Source organism: Pseudomonas sp. 1L-B-1-E-C1 (genome assembly GCF_057291835.1).
In genome coordinates this window covers 360432-379953 of sequence record NZ_JBXAWN010000003.1, presented here as the reverse complement: position 1 = coordinate 379953, position 19522 = coordinate 360432, and the positions used below count along the sequence as shown (strand labels likewise).

At 61.4% G+C, this 19522-nt stretch carries 21 protein-coding genes and 2 pseudogenes; 10 read left to right on the top strand and 13 right to left on the bottom strand.

The genetic code is table 11. From position 1 onward, the window contains the following. Window positions 1-56: 56 nt before the first annotated feature. The 7 genes and pseudogenes from AC0Z4S_RS08015 to AC0Z4S_RS07985 all read right to left on the bottom strand — a co-directional run. A complete protein-coding gene (locus tag AC0Z4S_RS08015) occupies window positions 57-608 on the bottom strand; it encodes a disulfide bond formation protein B (protein ID WP_485622618.1) in 552 nt (183 codons plus the stop codon). Window positions 609-825: 217 nt separating this feature from the next. Beyond that, window positions 826-2064, bottom strand: coding sequence for a heme biosynthesis HemY N-terminal domain-containing protein (locus AC0Z4S_RS08010; protein WP_485622617.1), 1239 nt, complete (start codon window positions 2062-2064; stop codon window positions 826-828). Next, entirely contained in the window at window positions 2061-3203 is a 1143-nt protein-coding gene (locus AC0Z4S_RS08005) for a uroporphyrinogen-III C-methyltransferase (protein ID WP_485622648.1), read from the bottom strand. Before AC0Z4S_RS08005 ends, AC0Z4S_RS08010 begins: the two co-directional genes overlap by 4 nt. A 36-nt stretch (window positions 3204-3239) precedes the next feature. Then, window positions 3240-3986 (bottom strand): annotated as a pseudogene (locus tag AC0Z4S_RS08000) (uroporphyrinogen-III synthase); the annotation flags it as partial. Next, complete coding sequence (gene hemC / locus AC0Z4S_RS07995; RefSeq protein WP_485622616.1) at window positions 3983-4924, bottom strand: hydroxymethylbilane synthase; 942 nt, start codon at window positions 4922-4924, stop codon at window positions 3983-3985. The gene hemC and the pseudogene AC0Z4S_RS08000, both read right to left, overlap by 4 nt. A gap of 137 nt (window positions 4925-5061) precedes the next feature. Continuing rightward, window positions 5062-5808: a LytR/AlgR family response regulator transcription factor gene (locus AC0Z4S_RS07990; RefSeq protein WP_485622615.1), complete on the bottom strand. Its 747-nt coding sequence runs from the start codon at window positions 5806-5808 to the stop codon at window positions 5062-5064. Then, window positions 5805-5966 (bottom strand): annotated as a pseudogene (locus tag AC0Z4S_RS07985) (sensor histidine kinase); the annotation flags it as partial. The pseudogene AC0Z4S_RS07985 and the gene AC0Z4S_RS07990, both read right to left, overlap by 4 nt. A gap of 312 nt (window positions 5967-6278) precedes the next feature. Here AC0Z4S_RS07985 and argH point away from each other — a divergent pair. Then, window positions 6279-7673 (top strand): argininosuccinate lyase, encoded by a 1395-nt coding sequence (argH, locus tag AC0Z4S_RS07980; protein ID WP_485622614.1) that lies wholly within the window; start codon window positions 6279-6281, stop codon window positions 7671-7673. Window positions 7674-7803: 130 nt separating this feature from the next. Here the strand turns inward: argH and AC0Z4S_RS07975 are convergent, their stop codons facing one another. Next, window positions 7804-8463 carry a glutathione S-transferase family protein gene (locus AC0Z4S_RS07975; protein WP_485622613.1) on the bottom strand — a complete coding sequence of 220 codons (660 nt, stop codon included), beginning with the start codon at window positions 8461-8463 and terminating at the stop codon, window positions 7804-7806. Window positions 8464-8586: 123 nt separating this feature from the next. On the opposite strand from AC0Z4S_RS07975, the gene AC0Z4S_RS07970 reads away from it, so the two are divergent. From AC0Z4S_RS07970 to AC0Z4S_RS07960, 3 genes are all read left to right on the top strand, one after another. Then, window positions 8587-8877: a hypothetical protein gene (locus AC0Z4S_RS07970; protein ID WP_485622612.1), complete on the top strand. Its 291-nt coding sequence runs from the start codon at window positions 8587-8589 to the stop codon at window positions 8875-8877. A 196-nt stretch (window positions 8878-9073) separates the two neighbouring features. Further along, window positions 9074-9319: a TIGR02647 family protein gene (locus tag AC0Z4S_RS07965; RefSeq protein WP_003229392.1), complete on the top strand. Its 246-nt coding sequence runs from the start codon at window positions 9074-9076 to the stop codon at window positions 9317-9319. Between the two features lie 183 nt (window positions 9320-9502). Then, on the top strand, window positions 9503-12340 hold the full coding sequence (locus tag AC0Z4S_RS07960; RefSeq protein WP_485622611.1) for a class I adenylate cyclase: 2838 nt from the start codon (window positions 9503-9505) through the stop codon (window positions 12338-12340). Window positions 12341-12350: 10 nt separating this feature from the next. On the opposite strand, the gene rnk is transcribed toward AC0Z4S_RS07960, so the two are convergent. From rnk to cyaY, 3 genes are all read right to left on the bottom strand, one after another. Further along, a complete protein-coding gene (gene rnk, locus AC0Z4S_RS07955; RefSeq protein WP_485622610.1) occupies window positions 12351-12770 on the bottom strand; it encodes a nucleoside diphosphate kinase regulator in 420 nt (139 codons plus the stop codon). 126 nt (window positions 12771-12896) lie between these two features. Then, the gene (locus AC0Z4S_RS07950) at window positions 12897-13121 is read right to left on the bottom strand and encodes a DUF1289 domain-containing protein (protein ID WP_064364658.1); all 225 of its coding nucleotides are present in this window, start codon (window positions 13119-13121) and stop codon (window positions 12897-12899) included. Window positions 13122-13124: 3 nt separating this feature from the next. Next, window positions 13125-13457 carry an iron donor protein CyaY gene (cyaY, locus tag AC0Z4S_RS07945; protein ID WP_253497108.1) on the bottom strand — a complete coding sequence of 111 codons (333 nt, stop codon included), beginning with the start codon at window positions 13455-13457 and terminating at the stop codon, window positions 13125-13127. A gap of 314 nt (window positions 13458-13771) precedes the next feature. Here cyaY and lptM point away from each other — a divergent pair, with 314 nt between their 5' ends. The 6 genes from lptM to AC0Z4S_RS07915 are packed head-to-tail and all read left to right on the top strand — an operon-like array spanning window position 13772 to window position 18369. Next, entirely contained in the window at window positions 13772-13942 is a 171-nt protein-coding gene (gene lptM, locus AC0Z4S_RS07940) for an LPS translocon maturation chaperone LptM (protein WP_016772589.1), read from the top strand. Window positions 13943-13951: 9 nt separating this feature from the next. Next, window positions 13952-15199: a diaminopimelate decarboxylase gene (gene lysA, locus AC0Z4S_RS07935; RefSeq protein ID WP_471877022.1), complete on the top strand. Its 1248-nt coding sequence runs from the start codon at window positions 13952-13954 to the stop codon at window positions 15197-15199. Between the two features lie 3 nt (window positions 15200-15202). After that, complete coding sequence (gene dapF, locus AC0Z4S_RS07930; RefSeq protein WP_485622609.1) at window positions 15203-16033, top strand: diaminopimelate epimerase; 831 nt, start codon at window positions 15203-15205, stop codon at window positions 16031-16033. 13 nt (window positions 16034-16046) lie between these two features. Further along, window positions 16047-16772, top strand: a complete 726-nt coding sequence (locus AC0Z4S_RS07925; protein WP_042607115.1) for a DUF484 family protein — start codon at window positions 16047-16049, stop codon at window positions 16770-16772. 2 nt (window positions 16773-16774) lie between these two features. Next, a complete protein-coding gene (gene xerC, locus AC0Z4S_RS07920; RefSeq protein WP_122880307.1) occupies window positions 16775-17674 on the top strand; it encodes a tyrosine recombinase XerC in 900 nt (299 codons plus the stop codon). Next, the gene (locus tag AC0Z4S_RS07915; protein ID WP_485622608.1) at window positions 17671-18369 is read left to right on the top strand and encodes an HAD family hydrolase; all 699 of its coding nucleotides are present in this window, start codon (window positions 17671-17673) and stop codon (window positions 18367-18369) included. Before xerC ends, AC0Z4S_RS07915 begins: the two co-directional genes overlap by 4 nt. A gap of 144 nt (window positions 18370-18513) precedes the next feature. Here the strand turns inward: AC0Z4S_RS07915 and sutA are convergent, their stop codons facing one another. Together sutA and AC0Z4S_RS07905 are read right to left on the bottom strand one after the other, a co-directional pair. Next, window positions 18514-18840, bottom strand: a complete 327-nt coding sequence (sutA, locus tag AC0Z4S_RS07910; RefSeq protein ID WP_101161580.1) for a transcriptional regulator SutA — start codon at window positions 18838-18840, stop codon at window positions 18514-18516. Between the two features lie 101 nt (window positions 18841-18941). After that, window positions 18942-19367 carry a secondary thiamine-phosphate synthase enzyme YjbQ gene (locus AC0Z4S_RS07905; protein WP_024014775.1) on the bottom strand — a complete coding sequence of 142 codons (426 nt, stop codon included), beginning with the start codon at window positions 19365-19367 and terminating at the stop codon, window positions 18942-18944. Window positions 19368-19522 lie beyond the last annotated feature (155 nt).

Genomic DNA, 19522 nt, shown 5'->3' with positions numbered 1-19522 from the left:
TATGCCCGCACGCCTATGGCTTCAAGGTACGCAGGAGATAAAGTTCATACAAGTGTTTAATCCCTGACCAGCGCGTGATGCGACGCTTCGTCGCTGACCGGTCGTTGCAGAGCGCTCCAGATCAGACGCAGCAACTGATAGACCGCAAGAATCGATACGCCGACAAAAAACAGCAGACTCCATTCCGGGATGCTCAAATCGAACAGCGTCCAGGAAATTTCCGCGCAATCGGCGCCACCGTTGAACATCCGTTGCAAGGCGCATATCCACGGCAACCCGCTGAAGAACGTCTCCACCGCCGGCGTGCATTTGACCAGCTGCAGCATGGAATCACTCTGGATCAATACCTGGCGCCACGCAGCCATGGTACCGCCCAGACTGGCGCCCAGCGCAAACAGCCAGTAACACCACAAGCCAACGCGCCTGGGGCCGTGCACCGCTGCTACGCCACAGGTGATGCACAGCAACGTGAGGAACAATCGCTGCACCAGGCACAGGCTGCATGGCGTAAGACCGATCGCGTATTCGAGATAATAGGAAGCTCCCAGAGCAAAGGCCCCCGCAATGAAAGCCATGAAGAACAAGGAGCGTGAGCAGGCCAACGACATGGCTTTTCCGTAACAGTAGAGACAGACGGTTACGGTAGAGGAAAGCGTGTCAGCCTTTCAAGGCGAGGGCCTGCCGACAGTTCACCACAGGTGTAGGGAAAACCCGACAGGTTCGAGAGGAAACGATGAAGCACGCTGTAGGACTTTGCCTCAAGGGAGCAACGAAGAGGAATTTTCACTGGTTGAAAGTTCGCGAGGGAGTGACCTCCCCCGCCCTTCAGACCTTCGCCGCTACAGGCAAAGGCGCGGCCAGCAGGCGTTCGTCCAGCAGCCCCAGACCTTCCTGGAACAACTGATTGCTGCGCTCGGTATCGCCGAGCTGTGCAAGCAGACGCGCCAACTCCGCACAGGTTTCTGGATTGCGCTGTACACGCAGACTGCTTTCCAGATAATCACGGGCCTTGCCCCACAGACTGGTTTGCAGACACAGACGCCCGAGGGTCAACAGCAGGCTTGGATCGGCCGAATGCTCCTTCAGCCAGCCTTCGGCAGTCTGCAACTGACGCGCAGGATCACTGCCACGAACCAGGCCATACAGACGAGCCAGGTGACTGTCGTACTTGCGCTTGAGTGCCGAACGCAATACTTCTTCGGCCTCGACCTGAGCGCCAAGCTGGCGCAGTTGCTCGGCATAGGCGACCACCAGGGGCGCTTCCTGACGTTGCGCCGAAGTCAACTGCTCCCACGCACGCTTGAGCGATTGCAGCCCGACCGTGCCGTCTTCTTCGCGATGCGCGGCCAGCGACAGGTTTTCACCCCAGGCACGCCGCTCGAGTTCAGCCAGTTCTGCCGGCGGCAGCACTTTGTCCTTGCGCAACTCTGGCAGCAGACGAATCACCGCCGACCACTCGCCACGCTGCTGATACAGACGCTGCAATTGACGCAGTGTTTGTGCGCTGCGTGGATGCCGTTCATGCATGGCCTGCAACGTCACCAGTGCACCATCGGTGTCGCCACGATCGGTCTGCAGTTGTGCATGACTCAGGGCGATCGCCAACTCGGCTTGCGGCTGACGCTCCAGTGCACGCTCGAGCAAACGATCGCTTTCTTCGTACTGACCTTGCTCGTTCGCCGCGCGTGCGGCGCCGAGGTAGTAAAGCAGTGGCTGGCGCTCGGCTTCCGCCGCACGGGTCAAATGCCGCTGCGCACTGGCCCAGCGTCCTTCGGCCAGATCCAGTTGGCCGTGTTCGATCGCCACTTGCACGCGGCGGCTGCGATTACGCCGCGACCACGGATTGACGACGCCGGTGGAGGTCATCACCAGCTCGACCAGCACCTTGATGCCCCAGAACAGCAGCCACAGCACCGCGATCACTGCCAGCGTTGCCCACAGGCTCGACTCGTAGCGGAAACTCTTGTACGCCACCAGCACGTAACCGGAATGCTCGGCGATCGCCAGGCCCAGCGCTGCCGTCGCGGCGATGACCAGAAACACGATGACATAGAGGCGCTTCATGGAGTCGCCTCCTGCGCCGGGTTGGCGGCAGGCTTGGCGAACGGTTTCACCGATTCTTCGGCATTGACGTTACGCCGCTCCAGATACCCCTGCACCGCGCTCAAGGTGCCGGTCAAATCCGGAGTCTTGACGGTGACCGGCTCCTTGCTCAGCTCGGCGACCTGTTCCAGCATGACTTTGCTTTGCGGGTTGTCCGGGTTGAAATTGCCCTTGAGCACATCGCGCGCCTCGGCCAGCGCCTGGGTGTAGACCGGCGCCTGACCGTTGAGCGCCGCCCACTGCGCCTGTTCCAGCGCCAGACTCAGGGCCAGGCGCACCTGGCTCAGGCTCTGTCCGGCCAACAGCGGTTTGACGTTCTTGTCAGCGTTGAAATCGATGCGGATATAGCGCGAAACCTTGTCCCACCATTGTGCCCAGCGACTGGCGCCATCGCCGTCGGCGGTCAGGCCCAGCAGCGACTCGCCGCGATCCTTGTACTCCGGCGCCAGCTCGGTGAGATCGATGACCTGATCGCGCAGCGCGCCCAGGCGCAGGAACAGCCCGGTGCGATCCGGCTGTTCGGTGCTGCGCAAGGCGACCAGGGTTTTCGCCACTTGCTCGCGTGCGGCGAAGGAACCCGGATCATTCTGTTCCCGAAGGATTTCGTCAGCGCCCTGCACCAGCGCCTGCGCGCTGCTGATGTCCTGCAATGCCGAGAGGCGCAGGCTGGCCAGGCGCAGCAAGTGCTCGGCCTCGGCCAGGCGCCAGTCCTTGCGGCTGGCGCCGAGGACGGTTTCCAGTCGTTGATTGAGGCGCTGTTGATCGCCCTGCAATTGCGTCACCAGACGCTGGCGCTCGGCGAGTTCGTCAGCACCGGGCAACTGCGCCAGGCGCTCGGTCAAACGTTGCTCGTTGAGCTTCAGACTCTGCGCCTGATCGTTCAACGCCTGTACCTGACTCGACTGCTGTTGCGTGTTGCTCTGCAGGTGGCGCACCTGCCAGACACCCCAGCCACCAATGGCGACACCGGCAGCGCCGAGGAGCAGGGCAACAATCGCCAGTCCATTGCCTCGGCGCGGCTCTTTGGCCGGTGGTGGAGTTTCAACCTGGGCATCGAGCGCAGGCTGGACGTCATCTTTTGGCAAGGCTGTTTCGCTCACGTATCCATCCTTTGCATTAGAAAACGGCACCGGAAATTCCCGTAACGCCGTCAGCAAAGCCGCGGCATTCGCGCCGCGGCAATCCACAACTGTTTGAGCGCCGGCGGCACGTGCCAGCTCGGCGACCCTCGGGCTTGGAACAAACAACGGCAACGGCGCGATCTGCGGCCAGGCATCGCCGGCCATCTGCCGCAGGTGCTCGAAACCCTGTCCACTGCTGACCACCAGCCCGTTCAAGCGTTCCGCTTCGATACGCCGTAGCAGCTCGTTTGGCGGATAGGCTGGAAGGTCGCGGCGATACAACTCCAGATACTCGACACTAGCACCAAGCGCGCGCAGGCGCTCGGCAAGCAGCTCCCGACCACCCTCGCCACGCAGGATCATCACCTGCGCACCGGGTTGGCTGACCGCCTCGCGCAGACGCGGCAGTTGCAGCAAGGCTTCACTGTCATCGCCATCAGCCGGGAAGTTCACATCGAGACCGTCCTCGCGCAGAATCTCTGCGGTCGCCGCGCCGACGCTGAACCACGGCATGGTCAACGGTGCCGAGCCTTCGCACTTGAGCAGATCTACCGCGATCCGCGCCGCCGGTTTGCTGACTACGATCACTGCGCTGCAGGCAGACAATCGCCTGATCGACTGACGAATACTGTCAGAGAGCGGCAGCGGAACAATGTCCAAAAGCGGCAGGCAACTGCTGAAAATCCCCTGCCCGGCCAGCTGTTCGGCCAGCGCCGCACAGTCATCCGCAGGGCGCGTCAGCAGCAGGCGCCAGCCGGTCACTCGTGACCCGCCTCGCCGTATACCGCTTTGAGAATGTCGTCGGCGCCCTGCTTGAGCAGGTCTTCGGCGACCTGCACGCCCAAGGCTTCAGCGTTAGCGCGCGGCGCGCGCGCTTCGGCGCTGAGCAGCTTGCCGCCGCTTGGCTCACCGACCAGACCGCGCAACCACAACTGCTCGCCTTCGAGCACGGCGTAGCAGGCGATCGGCACTTGGCAGCCACCGTTGAGATGTTTGTTGAGAGCACGTTCGGCGTTGACGCGCGAAGCGGTATCGGCGTGATGCATAGGCGCGAGCAAGGCGTGAATTTCGTTGTCGGCGCTGCGGCATTCGATACCGACCGCGCCCTGGCCACCGGCCGGCAGACTGTCATCGACACTGATCGCCGAGGTGATGCGATCTTCAAAACCAAGGCGGATCAAGCCGGCCGCTGCGAGGATGATCGCGTCGTACTCACCGGCGTCGAGCTTGGCCAGACGGGTATTGACGTTGCCGCGCAGGAAACGGATCTGCAGATCCGGGCGACGCGCCAGCAATTGGGTCTGCCGACGCAGGCTCGATGTGCCGACAACGGCACCGGTCGGCAGCGCTTCAAGACTTGCGTAGGTGTTGGAGACGAATGCATCGCGCGGGTCTTCACGTTCGCAGATGCAGAACAGGCCCAGGCCTTGAGGGAAGTCCATCGGCACGTCTTTCATCGAATGCACGGCGATGTCGGCTTCGTTTTCCAGCAGCGCGGTTTCCAGTTCCTTGACGAACAGGCCCTTGCCGCCGATCTTCGACAGTGGCGAGTCGAGCAGCTTGTCGCCGCGACTGACCATGGGCACCAGCGTCACCAGCAAGCCCGGGTGGGCCGCTTCCAGACGGGCTTTGACGTATTCGGCCTGCCAGAGGGCCAGCGCACTTTTACGGGTGGCGATGCGGATTTCGCGAGGGGACATGGAACAATCCGTACTGAATAGATACGGCGGATAATAACAGCTCAGTCAATTCCACTTTGACCTGAATCAGAAAACGGCGTGGCCTCCCTGGCCTGCCATGCCGGGTAAAAGAAGTGAAAAGCCCGGTGACGACCGGGTCAAAGCCCCTGCATCATCTTGCGCACGCCAGCGACATGCCGACGGCTGACAATCAGCGCATCGCCATTGAGGCCTTTGAGGAACAACTGGAAATGTCCCAGTGGTGTGCGCTGCAATCGCTCGATGCGGTCGCGGGCGACCAGCGCATTGCGGTGGATACGCACGAAGCGTTCGCCGAATTCGTCTTCGAGGGCTTTGAGGGGTTCGTCGAGCAGCACCTCGCCGGCCTCGTGACGCAGGGTCACGTATTTGTGGTCGGCGATAAAGTAGACCACCTGATCCAGCGGAATCAGCTCGATGCCTTTGCGGGTGCGCGCGCTGATGTGGCTGCGTGGGCCGTTGCCACTCTCGGCAGCGGGACGGGTCAGGGCCGAGAGTTGCGCCCGGTTGGGACGGTCGGCCCGCTTCAGGGCGTCATGCAAGGGTTCGGTTCGCACAGGTTTCACCACATAGCCCACGGCGCTGGCCTGCAGGGCTTCCACGGCAAATTCATCGGGACTGGTGCAAAACACCACGGCCGGCGGCGTCTCTCGTTCGCACAGTCGGGCAGCAACCTGCAGGCCATCGAGGCCCGGCATGCGGATATCGAGCAGCACGATATCCGGCTTGTGGCTGTCGATCAGCGCTAACGCCTCCTCGCCATTCGTGGCACTGGGCTCCAGGACTGTGTAACCCTCGAGCTCGCTCACCATACGGCTTAGGCGCTCGCGAGCCAGGGGTTCGTCATCAACGATCAGGACATTCATATTGCGCTGGATTCCTGCGTGAGTCTCGCACAAGGATAGCGTAGACAGGTGTAGTGACGTCCGTCACCGCGATCCACGCTAAGACTAGCCCGAGCGCCAAAAAGTGCCGTACGTCGGCCAGCAATATTTGCCAGCGTCCGGGTCGTACCGCTCAGAGCCCACTGTTTCCTGCGTTTCTCACGGTGGATGACCGTTGTACAACTTCACCCGCCCCCCTCTTCTTATAGTCGGCGGCCAGACCTTTGCATGATCCGCATTCGCACCGACCCTTATGTCCACTGTAGACGTTCGTCGGAACGATATTGCTCAATCAAAAAATATCCTTTTGTAAATTCCTTGCGAACAGCTCCCGCCATACCTGACACCCGAGGAAAAAAACCTGCCTACCGCTGTCAGCGACAGGATTGGCAACCCTGTTATCATCCGCGCCAGCGTTTACGCCATTTCTTCAAGCCGATACGAGCGAATTCATGAGCACTGACAAGACCAATCAGTCCTGGGGCGGCCGCTTCAGTGAACCCGTCGACGCCTTCGTCGCCCGCTTCACCGCCTCCGTCACTTTCGACCAGCGCCTGTATCGCCACGACATCATGGGCTCGATCGCCCACGCCACCATGCTGGCCCGGGTCGGCGTGCTGACCGATGCCGAGCGCGACAGCATCATCGATGGCCTGAACACCATTCAGGGCGAAATCGAGGCCGGCCAGTTCGACTGGCGCGTCGACCTCGAAGACGTGCACATGAACATCGAAGCACGCCTGACCGACCGCATCGGCGTCACCGGTAAAAAGCTCCACACCGGGCGCAGCCGCAACGACCAGGTTGCCACCGACATCCGCCTGTGGCTGCGTGACGAAATCGACCTGATCCTCGCCGAGATCACCCGCCTGCAAAAAGGCCTGCTGGAGCAGGCCGAACGTGAAGCGGCGAGCATCATGCCCGGCTTCACCCACCTGCAGACTGCGCAGCCAGTGACCTTCGGGCACCACATGCTGGCGTGGTTCGAAATGCTCAGCCGCGACTACGAGCGCCTGGTCGACTGCCGCAAACGCACCAACCGCATGCCGCTGGGCAGCGCCGCGCTGGCCGGCACCACCTACCCGATCGACCGCGAATACACTGCGCAGCTGCTCGGCTTCGACGCCGTCGGCGGCAACTCGCTGGACAACGTTTCCGATCGCGACTTCGCCATCGAATTCTGCTCGGCCGCGAGCATCGCGATGATGCACCTGTCGCGCTTCTCCGAAGAGCTGGTGCTGTGGACCAGCGCGCAGTTCCAGTTCATCGATCTGCCGGACCGTTTCTGCACCGGCAGCTCGATCATGCCGCAAAAGAAAAACCCCGACGTGCCAGAGCTGGTGCGCGGCAAGACCGGCCGCGCCTTCGGTGCGCTGATGGGCCTGCTGACCCTGATGAAAGGCCAGCCGCTGGCCTACAACAAGGACAATCAGGAAGACAAGGAACCGCTGTTCGACGCCGCCGACACCCTGCGCGATTCGCTGCGCGCTTTTGCTGACATGATCCCGGCGATCAAGCCGAAACACGCGATCATGCGCGAAGCGGCGCTGCGTGGTTTCTCCACCGCGACCGACCTGGCGGACTACCTGGTACGCCGTGGCCTGCCGTTCCGCGACTGCCACGAAATCGTTGGCCACGCGGTGAAATACGGCGTCGACACCGGCAAGGATCTGGCCGAAATGAGTCTGGAAGAACTGCGTCAGTTCAGCGATCAGATCGAGCAGGACGTATTTGCCGTGCTGACGCTCGAAGGCTCGGTGAACGCTCGCGACCATATCGGCGGGACGGCGCCAGCGCAGGTGAAAGCTGCAGTGGCTCGCGGTCAGGCGTTGATTGCCAGCCGCTAAAAGTCAAAAAAGCTTCGCGAGCAGGCTCGCTCCCACAGGGATTCGGGATGTTCACAAAATTTGTGTTCACCACCGATTCAATGTGGGAGCGAGCCTGCTCGCGAAGGCTTCCTTCAGAGCGCTACAACACTCACTTCTTGGCAGCCACCATCGCCAAAAACGCCGGCATCGCCGCATCCTTGTCCGCTGCAATCTGCTGCACATGCGGATTCTGCTCAAGTCGTTCGAGCAAGGCTTTCGCCTGCGGCATCTCGGCCAGCAGATCGATCCCGAACAGCTTCTGCCCGACCGCACAGGCCAGCGGCACGCTGTAGAGGAAATACAGATCGGCAATGCTCAAAGTGTCGCCGGCCACATACGGGGCGAACTTGCCGTGACGGCCCAACGCAGCAAAGCCCAACAGCAATTCGGTCCGGGTCTTCTCCTTGATCGGCTCCGGCAATGTCACACCGAAAAACGCCTCGCCATAACAGGCACGCCCCGGCAACTCGATGTACAACTCGATCTCCTTGGCAATCGCCAATACCTGCGCGCGTTCGAAGGGATCGCTCGGCAGGAGCGGCGTGCCCTGCTGTGATTGTTCGAGGTATTCGAGGATGATCGCGGTTTCGTTGATGTAACCGGCGTCGACGCCCAGCACCGGGACCTTGCCGCGCGGGCTGATGGCCAGTGACTCCGGGGTTTGCGTCGGATAGAAGGTCACCTCTTCGAAGGGCAGGCCTTTTTCCAGCAGCGCCAGTTTGACCATGTTGTAGTAGTTACTGACAGCGAATCCGTAGAGCTTGAACATCACAGAGCCTCCAGGCCGTGCGGGGTGGGCAGTGCCTGTTTATAGATCGCCGCGGCGTTTCCCGCCAGCAGCATCACGCCGCTGAATGCGGGTAAACTGGCGCCTTTCCCTGAGGAGCCTGCCATGAGCGAGCCGACAGATATCGTCAACGATGACGACGAAGAAGCATTCACCGAAGCGACGCTGATCGAAGCCATCGAAAACCAGATCGAAAGCGACAACCCGCCGGCGGCGAAGGCGACGTTGAACAAGCTGACGCTGGTCGGCATGGAACGTGAGGAGATCCTCAATCTGATGGCCCACGTGCTGGCTTTCGAGATTGACGCGATGCTCGATGAAGATCGCCCGTTCGACACCCAGTGGTACGAAACGGCCTTGCGCGCTTTGCCAGAGCTGCCACCGGAAAAACATTAAGATCAAAAGATCGCAGCCTTCGGCAGCTCCTACACGGATCCCATGTAGGAGCTGCCGAAGGCTGCGATCTTTTTTATGCGGACTACACTGGAATTCGCCTCAAGACAAAATCCCTGATCCGAGCACTGGACATGCCGCACCAGCGGGTTCACCTTAGGGGCGCTGTCGTCCAATTCCTAGAAAGTCTGGAGTCCTTATGTCGCTTACCCCTGAGTTGGTTGCCGAACTGGAAGTCCTTGCACTCTTCAACCTGGACAGTTCCCAGGAAGGTCTGAAAATTCATCAGACCGCTGCCCCGAAACACATAGCCGCCGCCAAACGCCTCTTCGAAAAAGAACTCACCGACCAGCCTGATGGCGGGTATCTGACCAGCCTTGGCCGCGATGCCGCGCAAAATGTGCAGACCGTACTGACGATTCTGAGAGAGCAGGAAACCGCCTGATTTTTTCTCACTTTGCCCACGGGAACTCCTGCCACGGGATTTCCGCGGGCCCGCCTGATCGCTGTCGATAAAAAATCTGCCGTCAAAAAACAAATTCAGCTTAAACGTCCTGCCGCGCAGAGGCTAAACTGCGGCCATTCCAAGACCCTCTTCGTCCGAGCCTGCAAGCCGGTTTGAGCTGACATGACGCGCACCCACGAAATCCGCCCCGACCTGGACGAAGGCATCGACCGCAAGGTACTCAGCCAACTGCGCGCACGTTTTCTCAAACTCAATGAAGGCCGCCTCGGCCGTGCACTCGAAGGCTTGTCGACGCGCCAGCAAAGCGTGCTGACACTGTTGCCGCTGTTCTTCCACGTCAATCATCCGCTGCTGCCGGGCTATGTCTCGGGCAGTACGCCGGCCGGCTTGTCCAACTATGAGCCGGACGCCAATGCGCTGACCGAGGCGCAGCGCCTCACCCGCTCGTTCTCCTACAAACCGCGACATGGCAGTAACCCGCCGCGGCCGATTCACGGCCTGTTCCTGATGGGCAGCCTCGGCACGCTGGCCCAGGCCGATCAGAGCGACATGGACGTGTGGGTCTGCCATGCGCCCGATCTGAGCGAAAGCGAACTCGCAGAGCTGACCAGGAAATGCCAGTTGCTGGAAACCTGGGCCGCGAGCCAGGGCGCCGAGGCGCATTTCTTCCTGATCGACCCAGCTCGATTCATCAAGGGGGAACGAGACGCCCAGCTCAGTTCGGAAAACTGCGGCAGCACCCAGCACTATCTGCTGCTCGACGAGTTTTACCGCACGGCGATCTGGCTGGCCGGGCGCACGCCAATCTGGTGGCTGGTGCCGGTTTACGAAGAAACGGCCTACGACGATTACACCCATACCCTGCTGTCCAAACGCTTTATTCGTGCAGACGAAACCCTGGATCTCGGGCCGCTGGCGACGATTCCGCCCGGAGAATTCATCGGTGCCGGGTTGTGGCAGTTGTTCAAAGGCATCGAGTCACCTTACAAGTCAGTGCTCAAACTGCTGCTGACCGAGGTGTACGCCAGCGAACACCCGCACGTGCAGTGCCTGAGTCTGCGCTTCAAGAACGCCGTGTTCGCCAACCAGCTCGATCTCGATGAGCTGGACCCGTACATGGTCGTGTATCGGCGTATCGAGGAATACCTCATCGCCCGCAACGAGCCGGAACGGCTTGAACTGGTGCGTCGCGCGCTGTATCTGAAGGTCAACCGCAAACTCACCGGCAACAGCCGCAGCCAGGGCTGGCAACGGGCACTGCTCGAACGCCTGGCCAGCGAGTGGCACTGGGATCAGCGGCAACTGGCGCTGCTCGACAGTCGCAGTCAGTGGAAAGTCCGCCAGGTCAGCGCCGAGCGTCGCGCGCTGGTCAACGAGCTCAATTACAGCTATCGCTTCCTGACCCAGTTCGCCCGCAGCGAACAGACCGTCAGCCTGATCAACAAGCGCGACCTGAATGTCCTCGGCCGGCGCCTTTATGCGGCGTTCGAGCGCAAGGCCGACAAGGTCGAGTTCATCAATCCGGGCATCGCCCCGGATCTGGCCGAAGACACCCTGACCCTGGTGCAGTCGCCCAACAAAAAAGAGCCGGGGCAGACCCAGTGGGGCCTGTACAACGGTAGCCTGACAGCGCTGGAGTGGGAAAACTTTGCGCCGATCAAACGCAGTCGCGAACTGCTTGAACTGCTGACCTGGTGCCACCGCAACGGCGTGATCGACAGCAGCACCCGTCTGGCCCTGCATCCGGGCACCAGCGACCTGAGCGAGTTCGAGCTGTTCAACCTGCTCGGCAGCCTGCAGCAGTGCATCGCCCTGCCGTTGCCCACCCTGGCCGAAGAGCCCTTGCTGCGTGGCGCTGTGCCCAGCGAAGTGCTGATGTTGATCAACGTCGGCGTCGACCCGCTCAAGCATCATCGCGATCTGAACATCCTGATGACCACCGAGCGCACCGACTCGCTGAGCTATGCCGGCGTGCGCGAAAACCTCGTACTGACCCTCGATCAGGTCACGCTCAACAGCTGGAACGAAGTGCTGGTCAATCGTTTCGACGGCCCGCACGCACTGCTCGATTGCTTGCGCGATTACCTCAACAACCTGCCGCGCGGCTCGGTGCAGCCGTCGCTGAAGGTGCGCTGCTTCTGCCACAACCGCGCGCAATTCATTGCCCGCCGCGTCGAAGAAATCGTCGATACCGCGCAGACCCTGTTGCTCAGTGATTTGAATCATCGCTACCTGATTCAGGTGCAGCAGCACTATCACGTGCTGGAGCTGGTGCCGGGTCAGGTCAACCATGTCGCCCTTGCCACCCTGCCGGCACTGCTCGATTATCTGGGCGAAGAACAACCGCGCTACAGCCCACTGCACCTGGACCCGATGGCACTCGAGGATCACGACCTGGCGCTGATTCTGCCGATGGGTCAGCCCGAGTGCATTCAGGTGTTCTATCGCATCAGCGAACAGCAGGCCGAGCTGTACGTGCTGGATGAATTCAATGCCTTGTGGCACCAGCAGTTGCCGTACCACGACGAACAGAGTCTGCTGGTGCCGTTGCAGCGTTTTCTGCAATCGATCCAGTACCGCCGTGAAGCCCAATTGCCGATGGACGGTGGTCCGGCGAGCAGTCCCGAGACTTTGTATTACCAGCTGTCAGGCCCGGGACGCTCACGCAGGGTCGAAACCCGCCCGGCACCGCAGACGCCGGTGAACAAACCGTTCTACGACGTGCAGGCGATCATCGGCAAAGCCGCGCCCGGCGAAGTGCAGGTGACCCTGTATTGCAATCAGCGGGAATTCAGCGAACTGGAACATGGCGACCAGCTGTTCAGCGTGGTCGCCCGGGAGATCGTCGAGCAGCGCCGCGAGACCGAGCGCTATCGCTGCTACATCACCGACCTCGACCTATCGGGTCTGCTCGGTGACGGGCACAGTTCAAGCAATCTGTATCTGCGCTACAAGGCGGACCTGGAGCGCTCTTTGAACGATGCGCTCGAACAGGTTTGAGGCAGGGGTTTTATTCGGGAAAGGCGCCGCCGTTGACCGGTTGCGATTCCACCTCCAGCAAGGTCAGTTTCAGCGACTTGCCGCCCGGCGCCGGCCAGTCGATGTGCTGACCGACCTTCAGGCCCAGCAGTGCACTGCCGACCGGGGCCAGAATGGAAATCTTGCCTTCGTCGGCGTTGGCGTCCTTGGGGTAGACCAGCGTCAGGTGGTAATCCTTGCCACTGCCTTCTTCGCGGCAATGCACACGGGAATTCATGGTCACGACATCGGCGGGCACTTCCTCGTGACCAACCACGGTGTCGGCGCGGTCCAGTTCGGTTTGCAGCGCAATCACGCCCGGCGCAGCCTGGTCTTTGTCGCTCAGGCTGTCGATCAGGCGTTCCAGACGTTGCACGTCCAGACGGGTAAGGGTGATGGAAGGTGCGGTCATGATCCAGGCAGACTCCTTTCTTCTGCACAAAAAAAGCAAAACCCCGCCAAAAAAGACGGGGTTTTCACCGTGCCTCGGTGGTTTGAGGCGTTCGCGGACACTATCACAGCTCAAAAAATATACAAGTCACGCCCCACTGGACTGCTTGCGCTGTGACGCCTGGGCGACGATGACCCGACGCCGCTGATCATCCGCCGAGCGCCATTCGCGAATGTCTTCGACGTGACGTGCACAGCCGAGACAGACTTTCTGTTCGTCCAGTCGACAGACGCCCGTGCACGGCGAAGGCACCGCCGGGCTGACGTTGCTGTAAAGCGGTTTTGGCGGACGAACAGGCGCTGCGTCAGTCACGAATCACAGACCTTCGAAATCGAATTCGGCGTCAGCCTGCTGCTTGACGATGCGTTCGAGCATTTCGCCCAACTGCTCTTCGCTCTTGTCGCACATCCAGCGCCCGCTTTCTTCGTCGTAGTCGAAGTGGAAGCCACCGGACACCGCCGCCAGCCAAAGCTGCCGCAAGGGTTCCTGGCGGCTGAAGATCAACTGGCTGCCGTTTTCGAATTTGACCGTCAGCACGCCGGCCGAGCTTTCCAGATCGATGTCCAGATCGCTTTCGTCAAATATGTCTTCCAGTTTTTCCTGGGTTTCATCGACCAGATCGTGGAAACGGGCTTCGGACAAACTCATTGCGGCAACCTCAAAAATGTCTGATCAGGCTCAAGCGCCGAAAGATACGGACGCTGCCGGCCGATTGCAAAGATTAACGACCAAGCACCTGTCGTCCCATTCAACACCGCCCCAGTGGGAGCGAGCCTGCTCGCGAAAGCGGTGTGTCAGGCAACGAGCCTGTTGAATTTGCCGACGCCTTCGCGAGCAGGCTCGCTCCCACAGGGATGATGCGCATCACAGGAGCCCCGCCGGACGGGAACCCCCTCGCATAGGCAAGCTGCCGGGTGGCCGGTATACTCCGGCGCAATTAACGCATTTTCAAGGATTTCGCCATGAAGCGCCTGATCTCTTCCCTTGCTGCGCTCGTCGCGGTTGCCTGCCTCGTTTCGGCCTGTGGTCAAAAGGGCCCGCTGTACCTGCCGGATGACGATCAGGACCCGGCCGAACAAGCCCAGTCTTCGCAAAAGCAGCCATCCAAGGCTCACAAGCACGACGTTTACTAAGGGATCGCCATGGACGCTTTTAACTACCGTGGCGGGGAGCTGTACGCGGAAGGTGTGGCGCTGTCCGCCATCGCCGACCGCTTCGGCACGCCCACTTATGTCTATTCACGCGCACACATCGAAGCGCAATATCTGGCCTACGCCGATGCCTTGGCCGGCATGCCGCATCTGGTGTGCTTCGCGGTCAAAGCCAACTCCAACCTCGGCGTACTCAATGTCCTGGCCCGTCTCGGCGCCGGTTTCGACATCGTTTCCCGTGGTGAGCTGGAACGCGTACTGGCCGCTGGCGGCAGCGCCGACAAGATCGTCTTCTCCGGCGTCGGCAAGACCCGTGACGACATGCGTCGCGCCCTCGAAGTCGGCGTGCACTGCTTCAACGTCGAATCCACCGACGAGCTCGAGCGCCTGCAACTGGTCGCCGCCGAGCTGGGCGTTCGCGCCCCGGTTTCACTGCGCGTGAACCCGGACGTCGATGCCGGCACCCACCCGTACATTTCCACCGGTCTCAAAGAAAACAAGTTCGGCATCGCCATTGCCGACGCCGAAGACGTGTACGTGCGTGCCGCGCATCTGCCGAACCTGGAAGTGGTCGGTGTCGACTGCCACATCGGTTCGCAACTGACCACGCTGCCGCCGTTCATCGATGCACTGGATCGCCTGCTGGATCTGGTCGATCGTTTAGGCGATTGCGGCATTCATCTGCGCCACATCGATCTCGGTGGTGGCCTGGGCGTGCGTTATCGCGATGAAGAGCCACCGCTGGCTGCCGACTACATCAAAGCCGTGCGCGAGCGTCTCGACGGGCGTGATCTGGCGCTGGTGTTCGAGCCGGGCCGCTTCATCGTCGCCAATGGCGGCGTGCTGCTGACCCAGGTCGAGTACCTCAAGCACACCGAGCACAAGGATTTCGCCATCGTCGACGCGGCAATGAACGACCTCATCCGCCCGGCGCTATATCAGGCGTGGATGGACGTCACGGCGGTGAAACCGCGCGACAGCGCTGCACGCAAGTACGACATCGTCGGGCCGATCTGCGAAACCGGCGACTTCCTCGCCAAGGACCGCGAGCTCGCGCTGGAAGAAGGCGACTTGCTGGCGGTGCATTCGGCCGGAGCCTACGGTTTCGTCATGAGCTCCAACTACAACACCCGCGGCCGTGCCGCCGAGGTGCTGGTGGATGGTGATCAGGTTTTTGAAGTGCGTCGCCGCGAAACCGTGGCCGAGCTGTTTGCCGGCGAAAGCCTGCTGCCGGAGTAACCCATGCTGCTGCGTTTTACCAAAATGCACGGCCTGGGCAACGACTTCATGGTCCTCGACCTGGTCAGCCAGCACGCGCACATTCAGCCCAAACACGCCAAGCAATGGGGCGACCGCCACACCGGTATCGGTTTCGACCAGTTGCTGATCGTCGAAGCGCCGAGCAACCCGGACGTGGATTTCCGCTACCGGATCTTCAACTCCGACGGTTCGGAAGTGGAACAATGCGGCAACGGTGCGCGCTGCTTCGCCCGCTTCGTGCTCGACAAGCGTCTGACCGCCAAGCGGCAGATCCGCGTCGAGACCAAGGGCGGCATCATCGAACTGGACGTGCGTAACGACGGCCAGATCGGCGTGAACATGGGCGCGCCGCGCCTGGTGCCGGCGGATATTCCATTCCAGGCGCCAGCCCAGGCCAGCAGCTATCCGTTGGACGTCGATGGCACCACGGTCGAACTGGCCGCCGTGTCGATGGGCAATCCCCATGCGGTCATTCGCGTGGATGACATCAACAGTGCACCGGTGCATGAACTGGGGCCGAAGATCGAACACCATCCGCGCTTTCCGGCGCGGGTCAATGTCGGTTTCCTTCAGGTCATCGACCGCCATCGCGCGCAACTGCGCGTGTGGGAGCGCGGCGCCGGGGAAACCCAGGCCTGTGGCACCGGCGCCTGTGCGGCGGCGGTGGCGGCCATCAGTCAGGGGTGGATGGATTCGCCGCTGTTGATCGACCTGCCCGGCGGGCGTCTGTCCATCGAGTGGGCCGGCCCGGGCGAACCGGTATTGATGACCGGTCCGGCAGTGCGTGTATACGAAGGACAAGTGCGTCTTTGAGCGAGCAGAAATCATGACCGACAAGCCACAGGTACCCGCCCGACCAGCCGACGAATCAGCGTCCGAGAGCCTCGAGGCAGCCGCGGTTGCCGCCTACCTGGAGGCTCATCCGGATTTCTTCGTCGAGCACGAAGAGCTGCTGCCGTCGTTGCGCATCCCGCACCGACGCGGCGACACCGTGTCGCTGGTCGAACGGCAGATGACCATCCTGCGCGATCGCAACATCGAGATGCGCCATCGCCTTTCGCATCTGATGGACGTGGCCCGCGACAACGATCGGCTGTTCGAAAAAACCCGGCGCCTGATCCTCGCGCTGATGGATGCCTCGACCCTGGAAGACGTGGTGATCAGTGTTGAAGACAGCCTGCGTCAGGATTTCCAGGTGCCTTTTGTCAGCCTGATCCTGCTCGGCGACAACCCGGCACCGGTCGGCCGCTGGGTGACTCACGCCGACGCGCAAACCGCGATCGGCGGCCTGCTCACCGAAGGCAAAAGCGTCAGCGGCAGCCTGCGTGAACATGAGCTGGATTTCCTCTTCGGCGAAGAACAGCGCCAGCAGATCGGCTCGACCGCCGTGGTTGCCGTCAGCCATCAAGGCATCCACGGCATTCTGGCCATCGCCAGCCGCGATCCGCAGCACTACAAGAGCTCGGTCGGCACCCTGTTCCTGAGCTACATCGCCGAGGTCATGGGCCGCGTGCTGCCACGGGTCAACAGCTCGCTGCGCTCGGTACGCTGACCGTGGAACGACAACTGGACGCTTACTGCGAACACCTGCGCAGTGAGCGACAGGTGTCGCCGCACACCCTGTCGGCTTATCGCCGCGACCTCGATAAAGTCCTCGGCTGGTGCATCAAGCAGAACATCGGCAGCTGGGCTGCGCTGGACATCCAGCGCCTGCGCAGCCTGATCGCCCGATTGCATGCGCAAGGCCAGTCCTCGCGCAGCCTCGCCCGCCTGCTCTCGGCAGTGCGTGGGCTCTATCACTACCTGAATCGCGAAGGCTTGTGCGACCACGACCCGGCCACCGGCCTGGCTCCGCCGAAAGGCGAACGGCGCCTGCCGAAAACCCTCGACACCGATCGCGCCCTGCAACTGCTGGAAGGTGCGGTCGAGGACGATTTTCTTGCCCGGCGCGATCAGGCGATTCTGGAGCTGTTCTATTCATCAGGCCTGCGCCTGTCCGAGCTGACCGGGCTCAATCTCGATCAGCTCGACCTCGCCGACGGCATGGTTCAGGTGCTGGGCAAGGGCAGCAAGACCCGTCTGCTGCCGGTCGGCACCAAGGCCCGTGAAGCCCTCGAACAATGGCTGCCGCTACGCGCCATGACCAATCCTGCCGACGATGCGGTTTTTGTCAGCCAGCAAGGCCGACGCCTTGGCCCGCGTGCAATTCAGGTGCGGGTCAAACTCGCTGGCGAGCGAGAGCTGGGGCAGAACCTGCATCCGCACATGCTCCGGCACTCGTTCGCCAGTCATTTGCTGGAGTCTTCCCAGGACCTGCGCGCGGTGCAGGAATTGCTCGGTCACTCCGATATCAAGACCACGCAGATCTACACCCATTTGGACTTCCAGCACCTGGCGGCGGTCTACGACAGCGCCCATCCCCGGGCCAAACGCATGAAAGGCGATGATTCATGAGCATTCAGTTGATCACCTTCGACCTCGACGACACCCTGTGGGACACCGCTCCGGTGATCGCCAGCGCCGAAACCGTGTTGCGCGAATGGCTGAGCGAACATGCGTCGAATCTGGGGGCAGTGCCGGTGGAGCATTTGTGGTCGATTCGCGAGCGGGTGCTGGCGGGCGAACCGGGGCTCAAGCACCGCATCAGTGCGTTGCGCAGGCGCGTGTTGTTTCATGCGCTGGAAGAAGCCGGGTATGGCCACGGCGAGGCGTCGGATCTGGCCGACAAGGCTTTCGAAGTGTTTTTGCATGCGCGGCATCAGATCGAAGTGTTCCCCGAAGTCGAACCGCTGCTGGAGCTGCTCGCCAATCACTATGCCCTCGGCGTGGTCACCAATGGCAATGCCGACGTGCGTCGGCTGGGGCTGGCGGATTACTTCAAGTTTGCCTTGTGTGCCGAAGACATCGGTATCGCCAAACCGGACGCGCGGCTGTTCCACGAAGCCTTGCAGCGCGGCGGCGTAAGTGCCGAAGCGGCAGTGCATGTCGGCGATCATCCCGGCGATGACATTGCCGGCGCGCAGCAGGCGGGATTGCGCGCGGTGTGGTTCAACCCGACGGGCAAGGTCTGGGAAGCGGAGCGCTTGCCGGATGCAGAGATCCGCAGCCTCACGGAATTGCCCGCCGTCCTCTCGCGCTGGAACCGCTGAAAAGATCGCAGCCTCCGGCAGCTCCTACCTTTGAAATGCATTCCCCCTGTAGGAGCTGCCGAAGGCTGCGATCTTTTGCTTTTTCATCGGACATGAAAAAGCCCGCAGCGACGGCGGGCTTTTTCAGCAAGCGAGCGACGCGCCTCAGATAGGGCGGCTGCCGTACTTGTTGTCCGGCTTCTTGGGCGGATCGGCGACCACGTTGGCCTCCACTTCCTGCACCTTACCGCCGCGCGCAAGAAATTCTTCCATGGCCCTGGCCAGGGCGTCACGCTCCTTGTTCTTGGCTTCGATGCTCGGCAACTCGTCGACCGATACCGCCGCCTTGGCTTTGCCTTTGGCAGCCGGGGCCGGCGTGTCATCACCGCCATCGTCTTCGGCAACGTCTTCCGCTGCCGCTTCCAGGCCTTCCTCGGCCTCGTCTTCGTCGCCTACTTCGAGGTCGTCGTTTTCCAGATCATCGTCGCTCATGTTCTACCTCATGACTTGCCAAAAGCAGATTAGTTATAGACCAGCTTTGGCGGCTGTCGAAGCCGCCGTTGAAAAATCTTCCACCGCTGCCGGGCAGCGGCTCATGCCTGTTCACCGTGCAAGGTAGCGAGGACTTTACGGGCACCGCCGTGATCACGGTGCTCGCCCAGATAAATCCCTTGCCAGGTACCCAGTGCCAGTCGCCCTGCCGCAACCGGCAGACTGATCTGGCAACCGAGTACGCTGGCTTTGAAGTGCGCCGGGAGATCATCCGGGCCTTCGTCGTTGTGCTCGTAGCCGTCTGTTCCTTGTGGGATCAGGCGATTGAAAAATCGTTCGAAGTCGCGACGAACTGCCGGATCGGCGTTCTCGTTGATGGTCAACGACGCCGACGTGTGCTGCAGCCACAAATGCAACAGACCGACCCGACAGGTCTTGAGTTCAGGCAAGCCTGCGAGCAACTCGTCGGTTACCAGATGAAAGCCCCGGGGCCGTGCCCGCAGGGTTATCAGAGTCTGTTGCCACATACAGTTCTCCGCTCGTTCGGGGCGCATTCTAGCGTGCTCTGAAAAAAAACAAAGGCCCTAATATTCCTGCAGCGATGTAAGCGATTGCCCGCAGAAAAAGCCTCGTCGTAAAGACGACCAAAGCCGTAAGAAAAATCCTTTCAGCCGCTCCCTGA